The organism is Bacillus sp. 7_6_55CFAA_CT2 (assembly GCF_000238655.1).
Lineage (GTDB): Bacteria > Bacillota > Bacilli > Bacillales > Bacillaceae_G > Bacillus_A > Bacillus_A cereus.
Map to the genome: position 1 here is coordinate 37,213 of NZ_JH414709.1, position 19,403 is coordinate 56,615.

Sequence of the window (19,403 nt, forward strand, 5' to 3'; positions counted from 1 at the left end):
TGAAATGAAGCAGCAGTATACAGCGTATGAGAAGTTACAGTGTGAAGAAATGACAGGCGCTGGGCACGTGATTCAAGGTTTGAAGAAATTGGGTGTAACGACCGTTTTCGGCTATCCAGGCGGAGCGATTTTACCAGTATACGATGCGTTATACGAAAGTGGTTTGAAACATGTTTTAACTCGTCATGAACAAGCTGCCATTCATGCGGCTGAAGGATATGCGAGAGCTTCTGGGAAGGTCGGGGTAGTCTTTGCTACCTCTGGCCCAGGGGCGACAAATTTAGTTACGGGCTTAGCAGACGCTTATATGGATTCGATTCCTTTAGTTGTCATTACCGGCCAAGTTGCAACGCCTTTAATTGGTAAAGATGGATTTCAAGAAGCGGATGTTGTCGGAATTACAGTACCTGTTACGAAGCATAATTACCAAGTTCGTGATGTAAATCATGTATCACGAATTGTGCAAGAAGCTTTTTACATCGCCAAAAGCGGACGACCGGGACCAGTATTAATCGATATTCCAAAAGATGTTCAAAATGCAAAAGTCACCAGTTTCTTTAATGAAGAAGTTGATATTCCGGGGTACAAACCAGAACTTGTACCAGACAGCATGAAACTTAGAGAGGTGGCTAAAGCAATTTCAAAATCAAAGCGTCCACTTCTTTATATTGGAGGAGGTGTCATTCATTCAGGTGGATCCGATGAACTCTTCGAATTCGCAAGGGAGAACCGTATTCCAGTCGTTTCAACTTTAATGGGACTTGGTGCATATCCACCGGGAGATCCATTGTTTCTAGGGATGCTTGGTATGCATGGGACATACGCTGCTAATATGGCGGTAACAGAATGTGATTTACTACTTGCATTAGGTGTTCGCTTCGATGATCGTGTAACAGGGAAATTAGAACTTTTTTCTCCGCACTCGAAAAAAGTACATATTGATATTGATCCTTCTGAGTTTCATAAAAATGTAACTGTAGAGCATCCGATTGTTGGTGATGTGAAAAAAGCGTTACACATGTTGTTACATATGTCTATTTATACACAAACAGATGAATGGCTTCAGAAAGTAAAGGCATGGAAAGAAGAATATCCACTTTCTTATAAGCAAAAAGAATCTGAGTTAAAACCACAGCATGTGATCAACTTAGTAAGTGAATTAACGAATGGTGAAGCGATTGTCACAACAGAAGTAGGACAGCATCAAATGTGGGCTGCTCACTTCTATAAAGCAAGAAAACCTCGGACGTTCCTTACCTCTGGAGGATTAGGAACAATGGGGTTTGGGTTCCCAGCGGCAATTGGTGCTCAGCTTGCAAAAGAAGAAGAACTCGTCGTTTGTATTGCAGGTGATGCTTCTTTTCAAATGAACATTCAAGAACTACAAACAATTGCTGAAAATAACATCCCTGTAAAAGTATTTATTATAAATAACAGATTTTTAGGGATGGTAAGGCAATGGCAAGAAATGTTTTATGAAAATCGTTTATCAGAGTCAAAAATTGGCTCACCAGATTTTGTGAAAGTGGCAGAAGCTTATGGAGTGAAGGGATTAAGGGCGACAAATTCAACAGAGGCGAAACAAGTGGTGTTAGAAGCATTTGCTCACGAAGGTCCTGTCGTAGTTGATTTTTGTGTAGAAGAAGGTGAAAACGTATTTCCGATGGTTCCGCCAAACAAAGGGAATAACGAAATGATTATGAAGAGGTGGGAAGAATGAGTCATACTTTTTCACTCGTTATTCATAACGAGCCAAGTGTCTTATTACGTATAAGTGGAATTTTTGCTCGGCGTGGCTATTATATTTCTTCTTTACATTTAAACGAAAGAGATACGAGTGGCGTTTCTGAAATGAAACTCACAGCAGTTTGTACTGAAAATGAAGCGACATTACTTGTTAGTCAGTTGAAAAAATTAATTGATGTACTGCAAGTAAATAAATTATAAGGGGTGTATGGAGTATGAAAACGTATTATGAGAAAGATGCAAATGTAGAGTTATTACAAGGGAAAACAGTTGCGGTAATTGGTTATGGATCTCAAGGGCATGCGCAGGCACAAAATTTACGTGATTCAGGTGTGGAAGTTGTAGTTGGTGTTAGACCTGGTAAATCGTATGAAGTAGCAAAAGCAGATGGATTTGAAGTAATGTCTGTTTCAGAAGCGGTTCGAACCGCACAAGTTGTACAAATGTTATTGCCAGATGAACAGCAAGCACATGTATATAAATCAGAAGTAGAAGAGAATCTCCGTGAAGGACAAATGTTACTTTTCTCACATGGATTTAACATTCACTTCGGCCAAATTAATCCGCCAAGTTACGTAGATGTAGCAATGGTTGCGCCAAAAAGTCCAGGTCATCTCGTTCGCCGTGTATATCAAGAAGGAAATGGTGTTCCGGCATTAGTCGCAGTGCATCAAGATGCGACGGGAACAGCGCTACATGTAGCATTAGCGTATGCAAAAGGTGTAGGTTGTACACGTGCGGGTGTAATTGAAACGACATTCCAAGAAGAAACCGAAACGGATTTATTCGGTGAGCAAGCTGTACTTTGCGGCGGGGTAACTGCACTTGTGAAGGCCGGGTTCGAAACGTTAACGGAAGGTGGATATCGTCCTGAAATTGCATACTTTGAATGTTTGCATGAATTAAAGCTAATTGTTGACTTAATGTACGAAGGTGGATTAACGAATATGCGCCATTCTATTTCAGATACGGCAGAATTTGGAGATTATGTAACAGGATCGAGAATTGTTACAGATGAAACGAAGAAGGAAATGAAGCGTGTTCTGACAGAAATTCAGCAAGGTGAATTTGCGAAGAAATGGATTTTAGAAAATCAAGCAGGGCGTCCGACGTATAACGCAATGAAAAAAGCAGAACAAAATCATCAATTAGAAAAAGTGGGGGCAGAGCTTCGTGAAATGATGAGTTGGATTCATGCACCGAAAGAATTAGTAAAGAAATAGAGTGAGAGAGTATAAATGAAAAATATGTAAGAGGGGATTTGACAAGATGAGAAGTGACATGATTAAAAAAGGTTTTGATAAAGCGCCGCACCGTAGTTTATTAAAAGCAACTGGTTTGAAAGATGAAGATTTTGATAAACCTTTCATAGCGATTTGTAATTCTTTTATTGAAATTATTCCAGGGCATAAACACTTGAACGAGTTTGGGAAACTTGTAAAAGAGGCAGTTCGTGCGGCGGGTATGGTACCATTTGAATTCAATACAATTGGAGTTGACGATGGTATTGCGATGGGACATATCGGTATGCGTTATTCTCTTCCGAGTCGTGAAATAATTGCAGATTCAGTAGAAACGGTTGTAAATGCACACTGGTTTGACGGCATGATTTGTATTCCAAACTGTGACAAAATTACACCAGGTATGATGATGGCTGCACTACGTATTAATATTCCGACTGTGTTTGTTTCAGGCGGCCCAATGGCAGCAGGAAAAACATCTAAAGGAGAAGTTGTTGATCTGAGTTCCGTTTTTGAAGGAGTAGGAGCTTATCAATCTGGGAAAATTTCAGAAGAAGAATTAAAAGATATTGAAGATCATGGCTGTCCATCTTGTGGCTCTTGTTCGGGTATGTTTACCGCGAACTCTATGAATTGTTTATGTGAAGTGTTAGGTTTAGCTCTTCCTGGTAACGGGAGTATTTTAGCAATTGATCCAAGACGTGAAGAGTTAATTAAACAAGCAGCAGAGAAATTGAAAATTTTAATTGAAAGAGATATTAAACCAAGAGACATTGTAACGGAAGAAGCAATTGATGATGCGTTTGCGCTTGATATGGCGATGGGCGGTTCAACAAATACAGTGTTGCATACATTGGCGCTCGCGCAAGAGGCTGGATTAGATTACGATATGAACCGTATTGATGCCGTTTCAAGACGTGTACCACATTTATGTAAAGTAAGCCCTGCTTCCAATTGGCATATGGAAGATATTGATCGTGCGGGCGGGATTAGTGCAATTTTGAAAGAGATGAGCCGGAAAGAAGGAGTACTTCATCTTGATCGAATAACTGCTACGGGGCAAACATTAAGAGAAAATATTGCTGAGGCAGAGATTAAAGATAAGGAAGTTATTCACTCTCTTGAAAACCCTCATAGTGAGGAAGGAGGATTGCGTATATTAAAAGGCAACCTTGCGAAAGATGGAGCGGTTATTAAAAGCGGTGCAACAGAGGTAAAGCGTTTTGAAGGACCTTGCGTTATTTTTAATTCACAAGATGAGGCACTTGCTGGCATTATGCTTGGGAAAGTGAAAAAAGGAGATGTAGTTGTCATTCGTTATGAAGGACCAAGAGGTGGCCCTGGTATGCCAGAAATGTTAGCACCAACATCAGCAATTGCTGGAATGGGATTAGGTGCTGAGGTTGCATTATTAACGGATGGACGTTTCTCTGGAGCTTCACGTGGAATTTCAGTAGGACATATTTCACCAGAAGCAGCAGCTGGTGGAACAATCGCACTTCTTGAACAAGGGGATATTGTATGTATTGATGTTGAAGAACGCTTGCTAGAAGTAAGAGTGAGTAATGAAGAATTAGATAAGCGTAAAAAAGAATGGAAACGACCAGAACCGAAAGTGAAAACTGGCTGGCTTGGACGTTATGCACAAATGGTAACATCGGCGAATACAGGGGCTGTTCTGAAAATCCCACATTTTGATTGAGCCAATTTAAAAGAGATAAGGATGATATATAATGGTGCAAAAGGTAAAGGAGAGAGTGAAAATTGAAGATATCTTAATGGCTCATAATTGCATGAAAGATATCGTTATTAAAACACCGTTACAACGTGATACAGTTTTATCTGAGAAATATGATTGTGACGTTTATGTAAAACGAGAAGATTTACAATTAATTCGCTCTTTCAAAATTCGTGGTGCATACAATTTGATTCAAAGTTTACCGAAAGAAAAGTTACAAAACGGTGTTGTTTGTGCAAGTGCTGGTAATCATGCGCAAGGAGTTGCTTATACATGTAATTTATTGAAGATTCCGTCGAAAATATTTATGCCCACAACAACACCGAAACAAAAAGTATCACAAGTACAATTTTTCGGTGGTGATTTCGCAGAGATTGTATTAGTTGGTGATACATTCGATAGCTCTTTCCAAGAAGCACAGCGTTATTGTGAAGAAAATAGAATGACATTTGTTCATCCGTTTGATGATCCGTATGTAGTTGCTGGTCAAGGGACAGTGGCAGTTGAAATTATGCATGATATGGAGAAACCGGTTGATTATATCTTTGCGGCAATCGGCGGTGGTGGATTAGCATCAGGTGTTGGTACATATGTAAAAGGTGTTAGTCCTACTACAAAGGTTATTGGTGTAGAACCGATGGGAGCTGCATCTATGAAAGAGGCTTTTCTTCAAAATGATAATGTCGCATTAGAGAAAATAGATAGTTTTGTTGATGGGGCAGCGGTTAAAAAGGTAGGAAAGTTAACTTTTGAAACTTGTAAAGATGTAATTGATGACATCGTTTTAGTACCAGAGGGGAAAGTTTGTACGACGATTTTAGAACTGTATAAGAAAAATGCGATTGTAGCTGAACCGGCTGGTGCACTCTCTATTGCAGCACTTGATTTATACAGGGATGAAATTAAAGATAAAACAGTTGTATGCACATTAAGTGGTGGAAATAATGACATTGATAGAATGCAAGAAATGAAAGAACGATCTCTCATTTATGAAGGGTTAAAGCATTATTTCATCATTGAATTCCCACAGCGTTCAGGCGCGTTAAGAGAATTTCTTGATAAAGGATTAGGGCCAGAAGATGATATTACTCGTTTTGAGTATATTAAGAAACATAATAAGGAAAATGGTCCAGCATTAGTCGGAGTAGAATTAAAACATAAAGAAGATTATGAGCAATTAATTACTCGCTTTAAAGAAAATAATATTCAATTTATGGAGCTTAATAAAAACCCTGTTTTGTTTGATTTGCTTATTTAATAGAAGGGAAGAATAAGCATCTAAATAAAAAAGATAGATACAAGCGAGGAAATATAGTGCTTGTTCTATCTTTTTTATAGTTAAACTAGATACTCATTAAATTCAAGAAGAATAAAGCTAGTTAACCAAAAAAATATCGCAATGCGAATAATTACATACATAGTAAATTCAAAGGTAGTAAGTTTTCGTTCGCGTTTTATTTTTTTTAGAAATCTAACAGAAAAAACTGAACATAAAAGTAGAACGGCTATAGACATTTTATAAATATTTTCTAACAAACTTACATTTTCTAATAAGTTTTTCAGCATGTTTATCACCTATTCTGTAAAGTAAATTACAGAGAAATAGATCTTGAGCTGTCTAGTTTCGTTTATTTTTTATTTTCCCTGTATCATCAATTTCTACATCAGTTGAAATTGTTTGTAAATATTGAAGAGCTTTTTTCTTTTCTTCCTCATTTACAGGGGAAACTTGGTTGTTGCGAATGATATAAGGATTGAATGACATTTGGACATCCTTTCCTTTAAAAGTTAAAGTTAATACGCCAGTTTCGGCGCTTTTTCCATTCACATAACTTGGGAATAAAAAGTTACCTAATGAGTAAGCGATAGGAACTTTATTATAATACTCAAACCCTTGTAACCAATGTGGATGGCTTCCGACAATCGCGTTAGCTCCTGCTTCAACCATTTTAGGTACATATTGCTTTTGGTATTCTACCGGACGGTTTGATTTTTCAACGCCCCAATGCATATAGACGATTAAATAGTCTGCATCTTGTTTTTGTTCTTTAATTATTTTTGTTACAAGATTTAAATCATAGCCATTCGCAACGCCAGGTTTATTCTCACCAGCTACCCAATTAGAATCAGGCATAAATCGAACGAAGGAAAGAAATTTAAACTTTTTCCCTTTTACGGTCATTTCTCGTGCAGTATATGCATCTTTTGCATTTTTTCCGGCTCCAATGTAAGGGAACTTTAATTTTTCTACGTGAGAAATCGTATCCAATAATCCATCTTGCCCATAATCAAGTGTGTGGTTATTCCCAATATTTACGATGTCATATCCAGTGTTTTTAATAGCTTGTAGTGTAGATGGGTCACTTTTAATCCAAAACAATTGCCCAGGTGCTTTCTTTTCTTTCGTTGTAAATGCCGATTCTAAATTCACAAAAGAAATATCAGCTTTTTTTATTTCTTCTTTTACATGTTGGAATGGGTAATCAGCCCCATTCTTTTCGATTATAGGACGTAATTGCCAATCAAACATTGTATCACCAGAGAAGGTGAGTGTGATTTCTTGGTCTTCTATTTTCTTTTCGCTTTTTGAAGCGGTTTTACTAGATTTGTTTTGCAAATCGGGTTTGTCTTTTGCTTTTGAAATAAAAGAGTAATTGATTAATAAAACAATCGGTGTAATGAAAAAGGCTATTAACAAAAATCGTTTTAGTAAAGTTTTCATATATACCTTCCCTTTTAATATTATCCCGCAATTAAATTAACACTGAATCTATTAAAGGTAATTAAAGTTACAAAAAAACAGCGGGTTATGTAGTGGAAAACATTTGTTAATATTCTCAATATTAAGTTAACATATAGATAACCTGTAAATCAATGTATAAACCAAAATATAGAAATAAAGAATTCGAAGGGTGAAGAATGAGAAATGGTTATATTAGGAGCAGTTGTAAATGGGATTTGTATTATATTTGGTACTTTACTTGGTAAATTATTTAGTAGGATTCCAGAAAGTATGAAAGGGACGATAATGCACGCAATCGGTTTAGCGGTTACTGTGCTTGGGCTTCAAATGGCATTAAAAAGTGAAAACTTTCTTGTTGTCATACTGAGTTTAGTGATTGGTACGGTAATTGGAGAATGGTTACAATTAGAAGAAAAGTTAAAACATTTAGGGGATTGGCTAGAAAATAAAGTTGGATCGAAGGGGAAAGGAAGCATATCAGAAGGTTTTGTAACAGCTACTTTAATTTTTGCAATTGGTGCGATGGGGATACTTGGTGCACTTGACAGTGGGATTCGCGGAAATCATAATATTTTATTTACCAAGGCAATTATCGATGGATTTATTTCTATTATATTAACGACAACTCTAGGAATTGGCGTAGTATTTTCGGCGATTCCAGTTGTTTTATATGAAGGTGGTATTGCAGTTTTTGCAACACAAATTAATAGTTTTGTCCCAAAAGAATTAATGAACCAATTTATAGTGGAGATGACGGCTACGGGCGGCATTATGATATCTGCTATCGGATTAAACTTACTCGGATTTATTAAAATTAAAGTGGCAAATTTACTTCCAGGTATATTAGTAGTGGGTGTAATTGTTTCAATTATTTATGGTTACGGTTTGTTAGTAAATTAGTAGAGGATGGAAACACATATGGAGGAATTTCAATTTACAAAACGTGTGCATAAAATATTGGAGATTGCAGCAGAAGAGAGTGAGTGTAGCATAATTCACCCGGTCCATCTGTTTATAGGTATGTGTAAAGAAGGTACAGGAGTTTGCGCTGAGTTATTTATGTATTTGTTTCATAAAGTCGGTCCAGATTTTTTTAGAAAAACTTTCGTTACGAAAACGATTCGATTTACATAATCAAGAGTATAAAAAAATAGAGCAATATAAACTATCTTATAATGCGATAGAAATTTTACAAATAGCGAAGAAACGTATGGAACGCTTTCAGCAAGTAGTAATCAATGAAGGACATATTATGTATGCATTATTTCGTGTAGATACAGATATTGGTGAATTTATACATACACAAATGCAAGAAGATATATTACGTATTACAGCTGCACCGAGAGACTTAGCGGTTGATTTAAATAGTTTTAAATCTATTTATAATACATTATTTTGTCATGTAAGAAGAGCTAGTCCTTCTGATTTTGATAAGTTATCACGATTTGTGGCGGATGAATTTGGTGAACGGTGGTTACAGTCGGTTGATTATGGATTTCGGACATATAATGAAAAGTTACCTATCTATATTGCACAGCAGGAGGAAGTGATAATTGGTTTCGCCTGTTACGATGTAGTGAGAGGAAAGAAAGGATTGTTTGGTCCAATGGGCATAGCGAAACAAAATCGTGTGAAAGGTGTAGGAAAAGAATTATTGCATCATTGTTTATATAATATGAAGCAAGATGGATATGAATATGCGATTATTGGACAAGCAGGTCCCATTGAGTTTTACGAGAGAAATTGTGATGCTCGTTTAATATCGATAGATAATAAGTAACCAACTTCATCTAAAGGAGTTGGTTTTATTATGAAAATGATGTAGAGATGTAGTGGTTTTTACTAGAAAATAGCGGGTTTTGTAGTAAATCTTGCATATAAAGCAAATTACTAAACTTTTTACAAGAAAGGGTGTAGAATGGGTATCTAAAGAAAGAAGGTGTGAAAATGGCCAGCTGGAAACGAAATTTAATGATTTGTTGGCTAGGTTGTTTTACCACTGCAGCCGGTATGAGTTTAGTGATTCCTTTCTTATCTTTTTATATTGAGGAATTGGGAGTAACTGGCACTTCAAGCATTGCACAGTGGTCGGGACTTGCATTTGGTGTAACATTTTTAATGGGTGCGATCGTATCACCAATATGGGGAAAGCTTGGTGATATACATGGACGGAAATTGATGCTAATTCGTGCTAGCCTCGGTATGGCGATTATTATGACGCTTATGGGGTTTGTAACGGATGTATATCAATTAGTCGCACTAAGATTTTTAATGGGAGCAGTATCTGGTTTCCTTTCAACCGCAATGACATTTATTGCAGCAGAAACTCCGAAAGAACATTCAGGTTGGGCAATTTCCACAATTTCAACTGGTGGTGTAAGCGGTTCGTTACTTGGCCCGTTACTTGGAGGTTATTTATCTGAATTAATTGGAATGCGTCATGTCTTTCTTGTTACAGGAGCTTTTTTATTCCTTTCCTTTCTCATCGTTTTTTCTTCTTGCATGAAGAAAATCACTCTGCTCAAGCAAAAAAACACAGCCGAAAAAAGTATGGACGATGGTCCCAGCGAAGCATTTAATTATTAGTTTGTTTGTTACAACATTTATTATTCAACTTGCTAATATGTCAGTTCAACCAATTGTTACATTGTACGTGAAAAATTTAGTAGGCCCTCATACTGCACATATTGAAACAATTGCGGGAGCAGTTATGTCAGCGACAGGATTAGCCGTTATTTTGGCAGCACCAAGACTAGGAAGATTATCAGATCATATCGGTCCTCAAAAAACGTTAGTTGTAGCGTTATTTGCTGCAGGAATTATTTTTATCCCGCAAGCATTTGTAACCTCAGCTTGGCAACTATTAATTCTTCGATTTTTATTAGGTATCGCACAAGCAGGATTATTACCTTCCGTACAAACTCTACTAAAACAACATACACCAACCCATGTTACGGGAAGAATATTTGGATATAATCAATCATTTCAGTTTTTAGGAAATATGATTGGTCCAGTACTCGGGGGACAAATTGCAGCGCATGCAGGTTTCCAATATGTTTTCCTCTCTACATCATCACTATTATTTATTGCGTGTATCTGGGTTTATTTTCATAATAAGAACGAAGAGGTATCAGAGAAACGACATTTGGAAGTTAGTTAACTTAGTGAATAAAAAAAGGATGAAGCAATCATTGCTTCATCCTTTTCTTTAAAATTTAAGACATAGATAGCTTAATGTACCAAGCTCATAACTACGGTGAATGACTTCACCGCTATTTTCACCACTTCCCATAGCGATAAATAAAGGAACAAAATGTTCTGCTCTTGGTACTGCTAATTGTGCATGAGGAGCATTTTTTTCCCAATTAAACAATGCATTTTTATCGTTATTCTGCATATGTTTAATAATCCAATCATCAAATTCAATTGCCCATTTTTCAGGTGTAGTTTGATTCCATTTCAGTGCTCGTAAGTTATGGACGGTAACACCACTCCCGATTACTAAAATATCTTCTTGTCCGAGTCCTTTAAGTGCTTCTCCAATTTTAAATTGTTCTTTTGCAGAAAGGAATGGATTTACTGATATTTGCACGACAGGAATATTTGCTTCTGGATACATGCGGTGCAGGAGTGTCCATGAACCATGATCTAAACCTCTCGTCATATTATGATGGACTGAAATACCTTTGTTCTTAAATTTTGTTTCTAACATAGATGCAATGCTAGAAGAGCCTTTCGCACGATATTTGATTTCGTATAACTCAGGGGGAAAACCTCCAAAATCATAAATTGTTTCATACTCGTTATCTGATGAGGAAATCGTTAATACTTCACTTTCCCAGTGAGCAGTGAAAATAACAATTGTTTTCGGTTTATATGTTTCTCCAAGTGTTTTTAAAAATCGTGTATAGTCTGTATCTTGAATAGCGAGCATAGGCGAACCATGTGCTAAAAATAATGATGGCATCATAATAGTAGAAACCTCCTAAAAATTATATAGTTACTTTATGTAAGTAACTATATAATTTTATTTCAGGTTCGTCAAGAGATCAGTTTGAAAGCAAGTCTGAAAAATACATCATTTGTCATAATGAAAGCAATTACATATAATATAAAATAAGAAAAGTGAATGGATATTCATTTCTCTTAAAGGTATACATAATAGAGTTGGGAGCTGACGAAATGAATGTACAGGAAAGTTTCGTTACGGCATTGGATGGATCGGAAATTTATTTGCGTAAGTGGTTACCAGAAGGAGATCCGAGAGGAATTATTCAAATTGCACATGGCATGACAGAGCATGCAGGGGTGTATACAGAATTTGTGGATGCTTTATTGGAAGCAGGGTATGGTGTTTATGCGCATGATCATAAAGGACATGGGAAAACAGTAAAAAAAGAAGAAGATTATGGTCATTTTGAACCAAATATAGGGTGGAATCAAGTTGTAACGGATGTTATCTTTGTTTCAGAAAGGATAAAAGAAGAGCAGTCAAGTCCTTTGTTTTTACTTGGACATAGTATGGGTTCTTTTTTATCAAGACGTGCTGTACAACTTAGGGGTGAACTATATGAGGGATTTCTGATTTCAGGAACAGGTGGAAATCCAGGGCTTTTAGGAGTTATTGGTCATAAAGTAGCAACAATCGAAATGAAGTTGCGCGGGGCAAAAACGAAAAGTCCAATGTTAAACTTTTTATCTTTCGGAAACTTCAATTCGAACTTTAAGCCAAATCGTACAAAATTTGATTGGTTATCTTCAGATAATAATCAAGTTGATAAATATATTGCGGATCCGTTATGTGGTTTCATTTGTACGACGAGTTTTTACCGAGAATTATTTTCTGGTGTATTAGAAGTAAATAAACTAGAAGAATACAAGAAGACGCCAAAGAATCTTCCAATACATATATTCTCTGGTGATCGTGATCCTGTTGGCGATATGGGGAAAGGTGTAAAAGAAGTATATGAAAACTATAAAAAATGTGGTGTGAAAGACGTGACACTACGTTTATATGAAAATGGTAGACATGAAATGTTTCATGAAGTAAATAAGGATGAAGTATTTAAAGATTTAATTTCGTGGTTAGATGCGCATAATAAATGAGAAAGATAATCCCAAACTGTTTGTAGTTTGAGATTATTTATTTTACAGAAATACGGGCAATAAATTCTTAAATTTACTTTACTTAATAAAAAATAAATCTTATTCTAGAGTCGTTAAAAAAATAAAGAAATATTGTATGAGAGGAAACCTCACTTTTCTGAAGTGAGGTTTTTTGTAGTAACGAAGTAATAGTGAATAAAACTAATTTTAAAAATAATTTAAAATCAAACTATTTATAAAGAAACAGATGCCTGTTCATAATAGTAGTATAATAGTGAATGAGGTGTTAATAGAATGGAAGATAGAACATTAGGTTTATTACTAGATGTTGTTGGTGAATTATTTTCAGATGAAATTTCAATTGCTGTTTCGAATACGAAAGAATATATTTACTATCGGCCAAGTAAACGAATTGATTTAAAGATTAGCGCTGGGGATCCTATAAAGGAAGGAACGATTGCTCATAAAGCGATGGTGATGAATCAAAAAACATCTGAGTTTATGAATCGGGATGTTTTTGGTATTCCTTATCATGGAATGGCTGTACCATTTTCAAACAATGGAAAGCTTGAAGGGTGCGTAACGGCAATTTATCCAGCTTTAACGGATGGAAAGTCAGTCGTTACTTTAAAAACAACAGATGGCTGGATTCCGGTTCCTTTTTCAAAGGTTATGTATTTAGAGGCTAAAGATAAAAAGACGTACGTGAATTCAGAAGAGTTATCAGGAACACATAAATACTCTCTGCAAGAATTCGAATACTTGCTTCCTAAAGATTCATTTATTAGATGTCACCGTTCATTTATTGTAAATGTTAATCATATTAAAGCGATTTATCCTGATACCCATTCTACTTTTGTACTTTCGATGGATAATGGTGAGAGAGTACCAGTTAGTCAATCATACGCTAGTTATTTCCGTAAGCTTCTAGGATTCTAAATTTTTCTGCTTTAGAACCTAGATTTGCTGTTCTGTCTGAATTTTCGGCATTGTATACTAAAATCCCTATTTTGATAGTGTAAATGTGTAAAATAATTATGAATATTCAATGAGAGAGGGATTACATATGGAGAATAATTTAGATAGAATCAGAGATCAACGTCTAAAAGATCGGGTAGTTACACCTGAAGAAGCAGCTTCCTGGATTCAAAGTGGAATGACTTTAGGCTTAAGTGGGTTTACACGTGCAGGTGATGTAAAAGCAGTCCCATTTGCGCTTGTAAACCGAGTTAAGAATGATGAATCTTTTAAAGTAAATGTTTATACTGGGGCTTCTTTAGGCTCGGATGTAGACAAATTATTTGCTGAGGCAGGAATTTTAGGGAAAAGATTACCTTTCCAAGCTGACGCGACGATGCGAAAAGGAATTAATAACGGAGACTTTTTATTTGTGGATCAACACTTATCTCATACAGCAGAGTTACTCCGCGCTGACGTTCTGGATATAGATTTCGCTATTTTGGAAGCGGTTGCGATTACAGAGGATGGAATGATTATTCCAACCACTTCAATTGGAAATTCCTTAGCGTTTTCCTTAAATGCTAAGTCTATTATTATTGAAATGAATATGGCTCAATCCACGCAATTAGAGGGACTACATGATCTATATGAACCAGGTAAACAAGGGGAGAGGCTTCCAATTCCGCTTGTGAAAACAGATGACCGAATTGGAACAATCGGTATTCCAATTGATCCTGAAAAAGTAAAGGGAATTGTGTTTACGAATCAATTGGATTCGCCATCGACAATTGTTCCTCCGGATGAAGAAACGGTCATTATGGCACAGCATTTAATAGAATTCCTTCGAGAAGAAGTTAAAATAGGGCGATTAACAAATCGTTTAGCGCCGTTACAATCAGGAATTGGTTCAGTTGCTAACGCAGTATTGCATGGAATGTTAGATTCAGAATTTGAAGATTTAGAAGTGTATTCTGAAGTTTTACAAGATGCAGTTTTTGATCTTATGGATGCTGAAAAAGTCAATTTTGCTTCTTGTTGTTCTATCACGCTTTCTGAAGAGAAAATGCAACAAGTATTTTCTAACTTTGAAAAATATCGTGACAAATTAATGATGCGTCCGCAAGAGATTTCCAATCATCCTGAAATCATTCGTCGCCTTGGATTAATCTCAATTAATACTGCATTAGAATTAGATATATACGGAAATGTTAACTCTACTCACGTTTTAGGTACAAAAATGATGAATGGAATTGGTGGGTCTGGTGATTTTGCAAGAAATGCACGCCTAGCTATCTTTGTTACTAAATCGATTGCGAAAGGTGGTAACATTTCAAGTATTGTTCCTTTCGTTTCTCATGTAGACCATACTGAACATGATGTAGATGTTATTGTTACTGAACAGGGGTATGCCGACTTAAGGGGACTTGCGCCAAGAGAAAGAGTGGAACTTATTATTGAGAATTGCGCACATCCAATGTATCGTGATCAACTACGTGCTTATTACGAAGAAGCAAAAACAAGAGGTGGACAAACTCCTCATATTTTAGAAAAAGCTTTTTCTTGGCATACGAATTATGCTAAAAATGGAACAATGCTTGAAGCGGTAGTAGAAACTGTATAGGTTTGTATCGTACGAAATAGTAAAACGAATGAGTGAGTTTGAAGATTAAATTTTAGAAAAAGAGAACACCAACTTTTAGGGATGGTGTTCTTTTTCTTTAAAAAAATTGTACTGGTTATAATAAAGATTTATAAAAATAACCTCTAATTTATGAAAAAAAAGGTTTTTTGAAGTGCTTTCCGAATCAATTTAGTAGTTTACATATCAAAGGTGAGGAGAAAGAATCATGAAGATAAGAGAAGCGTTATTAAGTGAAGCAAATGAATTAAGTGAATTCGCACTACAATCAAAAGCAACGTGGGATTATAGTGAAGAATTCATACTTGCTTGTAAGGAAGATTTAACAATTACAGAAGAATACATAAAAAATAATTTTGTATATGTTTTAGAAAACGATAATGCGAAGATTGGTTTTTTCTCATTTTTACGTAATGATAAAGCTCTCGATTTCTTGTACATTCATCCTGATTACAAAGGAAAAGGTTACGGGAAAATACTTTGGGAGTATGTAATAGAAAAAGCCAATGAACTAGGATTAAAAAGTTTTACGATTGATAGTGATCCGAATGCAAAAGGATATTACTTGAAAATGGGAGCACAGTTAATAGGAGAGACGCCATCAACTGTCTTTAAGGATCGTTTACTGCCTCTTTTGAAATATGATGTGTAAAACTATTAATAGTAGGGGAAGATTAGAATGGATGATGTAAAGGAAAAAAGAATATATGAAGCACTAATAAAATCGTGGTCGATTGAAACAAGTTCAAAGTGGACAATTGAAAACCCAGCAAAGGGACAGTGTGGTGTAACGGCTCTAGTCGTTCAAGACATATATGGAGGAGAAATTAAAAAGACAAAAGTAAGAGAGGTATGGCACTTTTATAACTTTATAGATGGGCAGAGATTTGATTTTACAGAGAATCAATTCAATGGGAAATTGAATTATATGGATGTGGAATCAAATCGGAAAGAAGCATTTGCAGATACAAATGAAAAACAATATAGCATTTTGAAGGAAAAAGTAACGAAAGAATTCAAATTATCTTTTGACTCTTAATCTTTAATAAGTTACTATAATGGTGGTAACTTATTAAAGGGAACTTCATAGAGTTGAAAGGGGAAATACTTTTGAAAACAACTTATGTAAACGCTACAATTGTAACGATGAATGAACAAAACGAAGTGATAGAAAATGGATATATCATTGTAGAAAATGATCAAATTATAGATGTAAAGAGCGGAGAATTCGCTAATGATTTTGAAGTAGATGAAGTAATTGATATGAAAGGAAAGTGGGTTTTACCAGGGCTTGTAAATACACATACACACGTTGTAATGAGTCTCCTAAGAGGTATTGGCGATGATATGTTATTACAGCCGTGGCTTGAGACGAGAATTTGGCCACTGGAAAGTCAATTTACTCCCCAAATTGCGGTCGCTAGTACGGAATTAGGATTACTTGAGATGGTGAAAAGTGGTACAACATCATTCTCTGACATGTTTAATCCAATTGGAGTAGATCAAGACGCAATTATGGAAACGGTATCAAGGAGCGGGATGCGAGCTGCTGTTTCAAGGACTTTATTTAGCTTCGGAACGAAAGACGATGAAAAGAAAGCGATTGAAGAAGCTGAGAAATATGTGAAGCGTTACTATAACGAAAGTGGCATGTTAACTACGATGGTTGCACCACATAGTCCATATACATGTAGTACAGAATTGTTAGAAGAGTGCGCACGGATTGCAGTAGAGAATCAAACGATGGTTCATATCCATCTTTCTGAAACAGAGCGTGAAGTACGTGATATTGAAGCACAATATGGAAAACGTCCAGTAGAATATGCAGCGAGCTGCGGATTGTTTAAACGCCCAACAGTTATTGCACACGGTGTAGTATTAAATGAAGATGAGCGTGCATTTTTAGCAGAAAATGACGTTCGAGTAGCTCATAATCCGAATAGTAATTTAAAACTAGGTTCTGGTATAGCGAATGTAAAAGCGATGCTAGAAGCAGGAATAAAAGTAGGAATTGCAACAGATAGTGTTGCATCTAACAATAATTTAGACATGTTTGAAGAAATGCGCATAGCGACTTTACTACAAAAAGGTATTCACCAAGATGCAACAGCTTTACCAGTTGAAACAGCTCTTACACTTGCGACAAAAGGAGCTGCTGAAGTAATCGGGATGAAACAAACAGGATCACTTGAGATTGGAAAATGTGCTGATTTCATTACAATTGATCCGTCTAATAAGCCTCATTTACAACCAGCGGATGAAGTGTTATCACACCTTGTATATGCTGCTAGTGGAAAAGATATAAGCGATGTAATTATTAACGGAAAACGTGTCGTTTGGAATGGCGAATGTAAAACGTTAGATGAAGAGCGTATTATATTTGAAGCAAGTCGTTATAAACGAGGTTTGCAAAGATAGATAATTATGTGGCAGTTGAAAAAGCTATCCTTTTAAAAGGATAGCTTTTTTCTTGAACGAATAAATATTCAAAAGAATGTCGCATCTTTCTGTTCATATTTCTGCTATAATATATAACGCTTTATAATATTTTATACTTAAGGAGAACAACTCATGAAGCGAAAAAAGAGCCATTTAATGGTAATGGCACTTGTTACATCTTTATTATTAACAGCTTGTAATAATAAAGCGAATAAAAGTGATACAGAGGTTAAAAAACAAGTGTTAAATGTAACAGTATCAGAAGAAATTCCTTCTCTGGACACTGCGAAAACGATGGATGGTACATCAGCACACGTTATGCAAAACATATTTGAAGGGTTATATGTATTAAATGATCAAGATCAGCCTACTCCAGCAGTAGCAAAATCGTTTAAAAGAAGTGAAGATGGTAAGAAATATACATTTAACTTGCGTAAAGATGCAAAATGGTCAAATGGAGATAATGTAACAGCAAATGATTTTATATTTGCATGGAAACGTGCAATTAACCCTGAAACGGCATCTCAATATGCATACATGCTCTTTTATGTGAAAAATGCGAAAGAGATTAATAAGGGAACAATGCCTCTTGATGCACTTGGGGTTAAAGCAATAAATAATTATACGTTAGAAGTTGAACTGGAACAGCCAGTTCCGTATTTTTTACAGTTGTTAGCACTACCTATATACTTACCACAGCATGAATCATTTTTGAAAGAACAAGGAAACAATTATGCATTGGAACCTAGTAATCTCATATATAACGGGCCATTTGTATTAGAAAAATGGAAGCATGAACAAGAGTTTCAATTAAAGAAGAATGCTGCATATTGGGATCGAAAGAAAGTGAAATTAGACGAAATAAACTTTCATATCGTAAAGGATACAATGACAGCTGTAAATTTATATGAAGCCGGAGATTTGGATCGAGTACCTATTAATTCTCAAATTGTAGACAAGTATAGAGGGAATAAGGAATTACATATGTCGAGTGATCCTGGAATTGCCATGCTTCGTTTTAATGAAAAAAATACCGCGTTAGCAAATAAAAAGGTGCGTCAATCTATTTCATTAGCGTTAAATAAAGATGATTTTGTTGCTCACTTTATTAATAACGGAGCAAAACCTGCAAGCGGGCTTGTACCAGTTGGTCATGTAAATGAAGTGACCGGTAAAGATTTTAGAAAAGAAAACGGAGATCTTTCTTCATATGATTTGCAAAATGCGCAAAAGATTTGGAAAGAAGCGAAAAAAGAGCTTGAAGTAGAGCAAGTAAACCTCGAGTTTTTAACGTTTGAACAAGATAATGCAAAACGGATGGCAGAATATATAAAAGGTGATTTAGAAAAGAATTTGCAAGGACTCACGATACAAATTAAACAACAGCCATTTAAGCAAAAATTACAGTTAGAACAAGCAGGTGATTACGATATAACTATGGCAAATTGGGGACCTGACTATAAAGACCCAATTAGTTATTTAGAGTTATTTACGACAGGGAATCCGAATAATAAAATGAATTATTCTAATGTTCATTACGATGAATTAATAAAGAAAGCGAAAACGGATTTTGTACTAGATACGGAAAACCGATGGGAAGCGTTGCGAGAAGCCGAGCAGGTATTATTAGAAGATGCTGCGGTAGCGCCGCTTTATCATATTGGCTCAGCATATGTACAAAAGGATTATGTAAAAGGAATTGAAAAGCATCAATTTGGTGGTATTTATACTTATAAGAATGCTTATATTGCTAATGAATAAATACAAAAAACCTTACTTTAATTAAGTTTT

The 19,403-nt window shown here is 35.8% G+C and carries 16 protein-coding genes and 2 pseudogenes; 15 read left to right on the forward strand and 3 right to left on the reverse strand.

The features are described 5' to 3' along the window. Window positions 1-4: 4 nt before the first annotated feature. The 5 genes from ilvB to ilvA are packed head-to-tail and all read left to right on the forward strand — an operon-like array spanning window position 5 to window position 5,983. A complete protein-coding gene (ilvB, locus tag HMPREF1014_RS09340; RefSeq protein ID WP_000813474.1) occupies window positions 5-1,720 on the forward strand; it encodes an acetolactate synthase large subunit in 1,716 nt (571 codons plus the stop codon). After that, a complete protein-coding gene (locus HMPREF1014_RS09345) occupies window positions 1,717-1,947 on the forward strand; it encodes an ACT domain-containing protein (RefSeq protein WP_000019916.1) in 231 nt (76 codons plus the stop codon). Before ilvB ends, HMPREF1014_RS09345 begins: the two co-directional genes overlap by 4 nt. 14 nt (window positions 1,948-1,961) lie before the next feature. Continuing rightward, entirely contained in the window at window positions 1,962-2,969 is a 1,008-nt protein-coding gene (locus HMPREF1014_RS09350; RefSeq protein WP_000861136.1) for a ketol-acid reductoisomerase, read from the forward strand. A 46-nt stretch (window positions 2,970-3,015) separates the two neighbouring features. After that, complete coding sequence (ilvD, locus tag HMPREF1014_RS09355; RefSeq protein ID WP_001255818.1) at window positions 3,016-4,689, forward strand: dihydroxy-acid dehydratase; 1,674 nt, start codon at window positions 3,016-3,018, stop codon at window positions 4,687-4,689. Between the two features lie 31 nt (window positions 4,690-4,720). Beyond that, the gene (gene ilvA / locus HMPREF1014_RS09360; protein WP_000250329.1) at window positions 4,721-5,983 is read left to right on the forward strand and encodes a threonine ammonia-lyase IlvA; all 1,263 of its coding nucleotides are present in this window, start codon (window positions 4,721-4,723) and stop codon (window positions 5,981-5,983) included. Window positions 5,984-6,063: 80 nt separating this feature from the next. Here the strand turns inward: ilvA and HMPREF1014_RS09365 are convergent, their stop codons facing one another. Then, window positions 6,064-6,291 (reverse strand): hypothetical protein, encoded by a 228-nt coding sequence (locus HMPREF1014_RS09365; RefSeq protein ID WP_000916802.1) that lies wholly within the window; start codon window positions 6,289-6,291, stop codon window positions 6,064-6,066. Window positions 6,292-6,343: 52 nt separating this feature from the next. After that, window positions 6,344-7,447, reverse strand: coding sequence for a CapA family protein (locus tag HMPREF1014_RS09370; RefSeq protein ID WP_000854533.1), 1,104 nt, complete (start codon window positions 7,445-7,447; stop codon window positions 6,344-6,346). Window positions 7,448-7,651: 204 nt separating this feature from the next. On the opposite strand from HMPREF1014_RS09370, the gene HMPREF1014_RS09375 reads away from it, so the two are divergent. The 3 genes and pseudogenes from HMPREF1014_RS09375 to HMPREF1014_RS31025 all read left to right on the forward strand — a co-directional run bounded on the left by HMPREF1014_RS09375 (window position 7,652) and on the right by HMPREF1014_RS31025 (window position 10,628). Further along, entirely contained in the window at window positions 7,652-8,368 is a 717-nt protein-coding gene (locus HMPREF1014_RS09375; RefSeq protein WP_000236035.1) for a DUF554 domain-containing protein, read from the forward strand. 18 nt (window positions 8,369-8,386) lie between these two features. Next, window positions 8,387-9,248, forward strand: a pseudogene (locus HMPREF1014_RS09380) (GNAT family N-acetyltransferase). Window positions 9,249-9,415: 167 nt separating this feature from the next. After that, window positions 9,416-10,628, forward strand: a pseudogene (locus HMPREF1014_RS31025) (multidrug efflux MFS transporter). 48 nt (window positions 10,629-10,676) lie between these two features. Here the strand turns inward: HMPREF1014_RS31025 and HMPREF1014_RS09390 are convergent. Further along, window positions 10,677-11,438, reverse strand: a complete 762-nt coding sequence (locus HMPREF1014_RS09390; protein ID WP_000982920.1) for a DODA-type extradiol aromatic ring-opening family dioxygenase — start codon at window positions 11,436-11,438, stop codon at window positions 10,677-10,679. A gap of 212 nt (window positions 11,439-11,650) precedes the next feature. Here HMPREF1014_RS09390 and HMPREF1014_RS09395 point away from each other — a divergent pair, with 212 nt between their 5' ends. From HMPREF1014_RS09395 to HMPREF1014_RS09425, 7 genes are all read left to right on the forward strand, one after another. Next, window positions 11,651-12,574 (forward strand): alpha/beta hydrolase, encoded by a 924-nt coding sequence (locus HMPREF1014_RS09395; protein ID WP_001102591.1) that lies wholly within the window; start codon window positions 11,651-11,653, stop codon window positions 12,572-12,574. 294 nt (window positions 12,575-12,868) lie between these two features. Continuing rightward, the gene (locus HMPREF1014_RS09400; RefSeq protein WP_000390207.1) at window positions 12,869-13,513 is read left to right on the forward strand and encodes a LytTR family DNA-binding domain-containing protein; all 645 of its coding nucleotides are present in this window, start codon (window positions 12,869-12,871) and stop codon (window positions 13,511-13,513) included. 127 nt (window positions 13,514-13,640) lie between these two features. Beyond that, the gene (scpC, locus tag HMPREF1014_RS09405) at window positions 13,641-15,155 is read left to right on the forward strand and encodes a succinyl-CoA:acetate CoA-transferase ScpC (protein ID WP_000429819.1); all 1,515 of its coding nucleotides are present in this window, start codon (window positions 13,641-13,643) and stop codon (window positions 15,153-15,155) included. Between the two features lie 226 nt (window positions 15,156-15,381). Beyond that, entirely contained in the window at window positions 15,382-15,825 is a 444-nt protein-coding gene (locus tag HMPREF1014_RS09410) for a GNAT family N-acetyltransferase (RefSeq protein ID WP_000701893.1), read from the forward strand. Between the two features lie 27 nt (window positions 15,826-15,852). After that, entirely contained in the window at window positions 15,853-16,212 is a 360-nt protein-coding gene (locus HMPREF1014_RS09415; protein WP_000342906.1) for a YunG family protein, read from the forward strand. A gap of 53 nt (window positions 16,213-16,265) precedes the next feature. Then, window positions 16,266-17,591, forward strand: coding sequence for a bifunctional S-methyl-5'-thioadenosine deaminase/S-adenosylhomocysteine deaminase (locus tag HMPREF1014_RS09420; protein WP_002004854.1), 1,326 nt, complete (start codon window positions 16,266-16,268; stop codon window positions 17,589-17,591). Between the two features lie 153 nt (window positions 17,592-17,744). Continuing rightward, the gene (locus HMPREF1014_RS09425) at window positions 17,745-19,373 is read left to right on the forward strand and encodes a peptide ABC transporter substrate-binding protein (protein ID WP_000823520.1); all 1,629 of its coding nucleotides are present in this window, start codon (window positions 17,745-17,747) and stop codon (window positions 19,371-19,373) included. The last annotated feature ends 30 nt before the right edge of the window (window positions 19,374-19,403 follow it).